The 6,294-nt window shown below is 40.4% G+C and carries 9 protein-coding genes; all 9 read right to left on the reverse strand.

Translation table 11 applies throughout. The features are described from left to right. Positions 1 to 140: 140 nt before the first annotated feature. Entirely contained in the window at positions 141 to 509 is a 369-nt protein-coding gene (gene rplL, locus LKD20_RS09380; protein WP_005385476.1) for a 50S ribosomal protein L7/L12, read from the reverse strand. Positions 510 to 579: 70 nt separating this feature from the next. Continuing rightward, on the reverse strand, positions 580 to 1,086 hold the full coding sequence (gene rplJ / locus LKD20_RS09385) for a 50S ribosomal protein L10 (RefSeq protein ID WP_039968977.1): 507 nt from the start codon (positions 1,084 to 1,086) through the stop codon (positions 580 to 582). 172 nt (positions 1,087 to 1,258) lie between these two features. Beyond that, positions 1,259 to 1,969, reverse strand: a complete 711-nt coding sequence (rplA, locus tag LKD20_RS09390; protein WP_005385473.1) for a 50S ribosomal protein L1 — start codon at positions 1,967 to 1,969, stop codon at positions 1,259 to 1,261. Between the two features lie 76 nt (positions 1,970 to 2,045). Next, positions 2,046 to 2,471, reverse strand: coding sequence for a 50S ribosomal protein L11 (rplK, locus tag LKD20_RS09395; RefSeq protein WP_004693535.1), 426 nt, complete (start codon positions 2,469 to 2,471; stop codon positions 2,046 to 2,048). A gap of 103 nt (positions 2,472 to 2,574) precedes the next feature. Then, positions 2,575 to 3,111 (reverse strand): transcription termination/antitermination protein NusG, encoded by a 537-nt coding sequence (gene nusG / locus LKD20_RS09400; RefSeq protein WP_005385471.1) that lies wholly within the window; start codon positions 3,109 to 3,111, stop codon positions 2,575 to 2,577. A 12-nt stretch (positions 3,112 to 3,123) separates the two neighbouring features. Beyond that, a complete protein-coding gene (gene secE, locus LKD20_RS09405; RefSeq protein WP_005385468.1) occupies positions 3,124 to 3,345 on the reverse strand; it encodes a preprotein translocase subunit SecE in 222 nt (73 codons plus the stop codon). A gap of 41 nt (positions 3,346 to 3,386) precedes the next feature. After that, the gene (rpmG, locus tag LKD20_RS09410) at positions 3,387 to 3,536 is read right to left on the reverse strand and encodes a 50S ribosomal protein L33 (RefSeq protein WP_004693530.1); all 150 of its coding nucleotides are present in this window, start codon (positions 3,534 to 3,536) and stop codon (positions 3,387 to 3,389) included. Between the two features lie 269 nt (positions 3,537 to 3,805). Continuing rightward, on the reverse strand, positions 3,806 to 6,043 hold the full coding sequence (locus LKD20_RS09415; RefSeq protein WP_227721597.1) for a nitric-oxide reductase large subunit: 2,238 nt from the start codon (positions 6,041 to 6,043) through the stop codon (positions 3,806 to 3,808). 176 nt (positions 6,044 to 6,219) lie between these two features. Then, positions 6,220 to 6,294, reverse strand: a 75-nt coding sequence (locus LKD20_RS09630) for an EF-Tu C-terminal domain-related protein (RefSeq protein ID WP_205112264.1), incomplete at its 5' end; no start/stop codon positions are given.

Below are 6,294 nucleotides of genomic sequence, written 5' to 3' on the forward strand. Positions count from 1 at the left end.
AACTTAAAATAGCGATGGAGCCAGTAATTTACTGGCTCCATCGCCTATAAAACCAACACGTTTTGTCCTATAACCCACAAATTTTATTTCTATAACAAAAAAAGGCGTACCCGAGAGTACGCCTTTTATTATGGCTAGAATTATTTCAATTCTACAGTTGCGCCAGCTTCTTCCAATTGAGCTTTCAAAGCTTCAGCTGCTTCAGTAGCTACGCCTTCTTTTACAGGTGCAGGAGCACCGTCAACGATAGCTTTAGCTTCTTTCAAGCCAAGACCAGTTGCTTCACGAACAACTTTAATTACGTTGATTTTGGATGCGCCAGCATCTTTCAAGATTACGTCGAAGGAATCTTTAGCAGCGCCGCCTTCAGCACCACCAGCAGCTGCTACAGCTACAGGAGCTGCTGCAGTTACGCCAAATTCTTCTTCAATTGCTTTTACAAGATCATTAAGTTCAAGAATAGTTGCTTCTTTCAATTCAGCAACGATGTTTTCAATGTTCAATGCCATTTTAGTTTTCCTCCATAAAATAGTTTATTGTATCAGTCTTAAGCGACCAATGAATACTTCGCAGAAATTATTATTCTGCAGCTTCTGCTGGTTGAGCTTCTGCAACAGCTTTGACAGCGTATGCAACGTTGCGAACAGGAGCTTGCAATACGGAAAGCAACATGGAAAGCATGCCTTCGCGGTTTGGAAGACTTGCAATTGCTTTAACGCCTGCAGCATCCATAACTTCGCCTTCAACGATACCAGCTTTAACTGTTACAACTTCTTTCTCAGTAGATTTGATGAATTGTTCGATTACACGAGCAGGTGCAACAGCATCTTCTTTAGAAGTAGCCAATGCAGTTGGACCTTCTAAATGCTCAGCGAAACCTTCAAGATTCAATTCATTTGCAGCAATGCGAGTCAAAGTATTTTTGATTACTTTGTATTCAACGCCTTCAGCCAACATTTTGCGGCGAAGATCAGTTGCTTGCGCAACAGTCAAACCAGTGTAACCAATCAATACAGCGCCTTTTGCTTCAGAAAGAGTTTCTTTCATTTGAGCAACGATTGCTTTCTTTTGTTCAGTGACAGCCATTAGATTACCTCCTTGTAGATTTTTTGGTGCTCTATGTACTATCTTAGCGTAAAAACGACCCCATCGCACGCGATGAGGTCGAACTAGTCCTAGATTATCTAGTGTCAGCCTCAGCGGGCGGATTTTCATCCATTATACATACCAGCCGTCTACAGCTAAGAGACATATGTGATTATTGCTCTTTTGTAACGTTGCTCAATTTGAACACGTTCAAAGGCACACCAGGGCCCATTGTAGCGGACAAGGTTACAGATTTAATGTATTGACCTTTAGCTGCTACAGGTTTAGCCTTGATAATAGTATCAACGATTGTACGGTAGTTGTCAAGTAATTTTTCTTCATCGAAGGACGCTTTACCGATGGAGCAAGAGATAATACCTGCTTTATCAGTACGGTATTCGATTTTACCAGCTTTGATTTCGTTTACTGCACGAGCAACGTCTGGAGTTACTGTACCAACTTTAGGGTTTGGCATCAAGCCTTTAGGACCCAAGATTTTACCAAGACGGCCAACTTGACCCATCATGTCTGGTGTAGCAACTACAACGTCGAAGTCGCTCCAACCACCTTGGATTTTAGCTACTAACTCTTCAGAACCTACGAAATCTGCACCAGCTTCTTCAGCTGCTTTAATATTGTCGCCTTTTGCGAATACAAGAACGCGTTTAGTTTTGCCAGTACCATGAGGCAATACTACTGCACCACGAACTTGTTGATCAGCGTATTTAGGGTCGACATTCAAGTTGAAAGCGATTTCAACTGTTTCATCGAAATTTGCAGTTGCAGTTTTCTTAACCAACTCGATTGCTTCTACTGGTTCGTAGAACTTACCAGCTTCAATAAGTTTTACTGCCTCAGCGTATTTCTTACCTACTTTTGCCATTATAATATCCTCCTTATGTGGTCAAACGGGAATTCCCTCCCACCGATTTGCGCCTTATGCGCAAGTCGTACGCTTATTAGTCAACGATTTCAATGCCCATGCTGCGAGCAGTACCTTCTACCATGCGCATACCTTGTTCTACGGTATTAGCATTCAAGTCAGGCATTTTCAATTCAGCAATTTCACGAACTTTATCGCGACCTACTTTTGCTACTTTATCACGGTTAGGCACACCAGAACCTTTTGGAATACCTGCAGCTTTTTTCAATAATACTGCAGCTGGTGGAGTCTTAGTGATGAAGTCGAAGCTACGATCTTCATATACGTTAATAACTACTGGGATAATTAAGCCAGCTTGTTTAGCAGTACGTTCGTTGAATTCTTTTGTGAAAGCAACGATGTTAACACCTGCTTGACCTAGTGCAGGACCAACTGGTGGTGCTGGAGTAGCTTTAGCGGCTTCAATTTGTAGTTTTACTTGTTTAACTAATTTCTTAGCCATGGGTAATTAAACCTCCTATGCTTATACTGTGGTGGTAACGGATATACATCCTCCCACTGGCAACCAAAATCGATTGCTCTTTTTTAGAGTTATAATATATATATTAAAGAGCTTTCTCAATTTGAGAGAACTCTACCTCTACCTCGGTATCTCGGTTGAACATTTCCACATTAAGTTTCAATGTTCCTTTTTCAGGGTTAAGTTCGGTAATAACACCTAGTTTATCTTCAAAGGCCCCGGACGTAATGCGTACCGTTTCACCAACTTCTACATCGATGTTGATGCTTGGTTTCTTATCCAAGCCCTGAGACTTAAGTATATGTTCTACTTCGGAATCAGAAAGTGGAACTGGTTTAGTGGCAGAGCCAACGAAGCCTGTTACACCTGGTGTGTTGCGCACAACATACCAAGAGCGGTCATTAACTTCCATTTCAACCAATACGTACCCAGGAAATATCTTACGTTTTACTACTTTTTTAACCCCATCTTTTTCGTCTATTTCGTCTTCAAGAGGTACCAAAATTCGGCTAATCACATCTTGTAGACCCATAGACTGAACTTTAAGTTCAAGAGTGGTTTTAACTTTATTTTCGTAGCCTGAATAGGTATGAATTACATACCACTTCTTATCTGCTTCCATGAAATGGCCCCCTTATCCAACAAAGTGCAACAACGTATTAAAAAGTTGGGCAAAGACTGCATCAAGTACATAAATAATAAAGGCGATAAAAATCGTCACTAAGAATACTACTATTGTGTAATTGATGAGTTCTTTTTTTGTTGGCCAGACTACTTTTTTAAGTTCAGCTTTCACACCGCGGAAGAATTTTCCAAATCCACCACGCTGCTGCACTGCTGAGTTAGACTTTGCCATTGTTTCACATCCTCAAATCAACAGGTAATGAATGATAAGAATTATTTTGTTTCACGGTGTAATGTATGTTTACCGCAGAATTTGCAATATTTCATCATTTCAATACGATCAGGATTGTTCTTTTTATTCTTGTTCGTTTGATAGTTACGTTGTTTGCAATCTGTGCAAGCTAAAGTAATGGCATTACGCATCCGGATACACCTCGCTTTTTATTTACTAATCTGTCTCTTGTACTCGAAAACGCTCGACTACATACTAAAGAAATATATCATACGTAGCAAGCGATGTCAAGATTTTTGAGCAACTCAAAAAAGCCAGGCACATGTACCTGACAGGGATAGTATAACAAAAAATGGCGTTCCTTGTCTAGAAAGGAACGCCATTAATATGGTAATAAATTATCACATATTTTTCATACAATTTATGCCGTTAATGCATAGAATTATATTATGTCTGTCAATTAGGATTTCTTCGCAAATAAAACTTTCACAATTTGCCAGAAGAATGCTACGGCACCAATGATTAGTATTGTATCACCAATCATACGAAGCCAACGCAAGTTTTGTAACAATGGTTGTTGCATGAATTCTTCGCTACGTGCAAACCACAAGCCATGTGTAATGCTTGCCCACGCTTGGATAAGACCTATCGGCAATAAGCTGATGAGCACCATTAAGGCAAGGCCTATATTGAGAGCCCAGAACCCGAATTTCATCAATTTATCGTTGAATTCTACTTCAGGTCTAATATAACGAGCAATAAGGAATACAAAGCCTAAGCTTAAGAAACCATATACGCCAAACAATGCGGTATGCGCATGAACTGCAGTTGTATTAAGACCTTGAATGTAGAATAAGGATACTGGCATGTTGATCAAGAAGCCGAAGACCCCTGCACCGACAAGATTCCAGAAGGATACCGCAATGAAGCAGTATACAGGCCATTTCAAACGATGCATCCAAGGTGCGCTGTGAAGACGTGTATAGTTTTCAAAGGCTTCATAACCTAATAGTACAAGTGGTACTACTTCCAATGCGGAGAAGGATGCGCCTGTTGCCACAATAGTAGATGTAACACCTGTAAAGTATAGATGATGGAATGTACCAGGAATACCACCGATAAGATAAATAGCACCAGAGGAAATGGCTGCCACTGTACCGGCACGATATGATACAAGCCCTAGTGTAACAAAGATAAATGCCATCAATGTAGTAGAGAATACTTCGAAGAAGCCTTCTACCCAAAGATGAATTACCCACCAACGCCAGTACTCCATAATTGCCAAATGGCTATGTTCACCATAGAACAAACCTGGGCCATAGAAGATACCTACCATGATAACAGAGAAGATAAAGGCAGCAATAAGGTTTTTATCCCCTTTTTGTTTGAAAGCACCAATAATGCTACGTATCATGAGTACAAGCCAGAATAGAATACCAATGTATTCAATCCATTGCCAAATACGACCTAGTTCTATATATTCGTAACCTTGGTGTCCGAGAAGGAAATTCCAGGCTGCTGGAATTTGATGTGCTACACCTAAATATGTGCCAGCGAAGGAACCAACTACGAGAACTACAAGCGCCCAGAATAAAATATCTACACCTAGCTTTTGATATTTAGGATCCTTACCACCATTAATAATTGGTGCCAAGAATAAACCAGCGCTTAAGAATGCCATAGCAATCCAGAACAAGGACGCCTGAATATGCCATGTACGGGCAATAGAATATGGGAAATATTGAGCTAAAGGAATACCATAGAACGCTTGACCTTCTACAGTATAGTGAGCAATGATACCACCCATCCCCAATTGGAATAAGAACAATGCTAGGATTGTAAATAAATATTTTCCTAATGAACGTTGAGATGGAGTTAAGGTAATCTTGCTAATTGGATCTTCTGCTGGAGGAACCAATGCATGTTCGTCGTCTTTCTTACCAAAGGACCACAACCATACAACTACACCTATGCCACATAATAAAATGATGACACTCACAACAGACCAAGCAACACTTTCAGGTGTTGGATTATGATCCAATAACGGTTCATGTGGCCAGTTATTAGTGTATGTCGCATCTGTACCAGGACGTTGGGTAGATGCCATCCACGTAGTCCAGAAGAAGAAACGAGCCATATCAATACGGTCTTGTAACTCAGGCAATGTATTGTCCTTCATTGCAAAATGATCACGAGTCAATGTCAACTCTGGATTATCACCATAAAGTTCAACAAAATAACGACCTGTAATATTCATCGCCGTAATGCGCTCTGGAGATAAAACCACGGTTCCATCATCGCGAACTGCACTACCTAGATATTCTTCTTTTACCACTTCTTTAACTGCTGCTTGTTGTGCAGGTCCCAATTGGTTATAAAGAACACCAAAGGCCTCTTGCGACTTAATATCCAACATTATAGATACTTCTTTATGCAACCAATCTGCTGTCCAATCAGGTGCTTGATAAGCGCCATGACCTAAAACCGTCCCCACAGATTGACCACCTGTAGATTGCCATGCCGATTGACCATGTAAAATATCTTCCTTAGTGAACAAGACTTGTCCATCTTGAGATACATATGCAGTCGGCACCGGCGGTGCTTGATGATACACATCAGTACCTAGATAACCAAGGATTGAAAAACCAATGATAAGTACGGCTACTACAGCTATCCAATACTTTTTGTATTCACCCATCACTTTACCTCCTTTTCTAAAAAACACAAAAGGAGGGCTTTTGCCCTCCTTAAGATTATAATAGCACCAGTCAAAGATAGTTTCTGTATCTTTGGTTACAAATGTAATAAACAATATATAAATTAACATAAAAATAGGACCCCATTGGGGTCCTATTTTTTATAAAAGGCTACTAATTAACCTTCGATTTCAGTTACAACGCCAGCGCCTACTGTATGGCCACCTTCGCGGATCGCGAAACGAAGACCTTC

The sequence above is a fragment of the Veillonella fallax genome (assembly GCF_020687175.1).
Lineage (GTDB): Bacteria > Bacillota > Negativicutes > Veillonellales > Veillonellaceae > Veillonella > Veillonella fallax.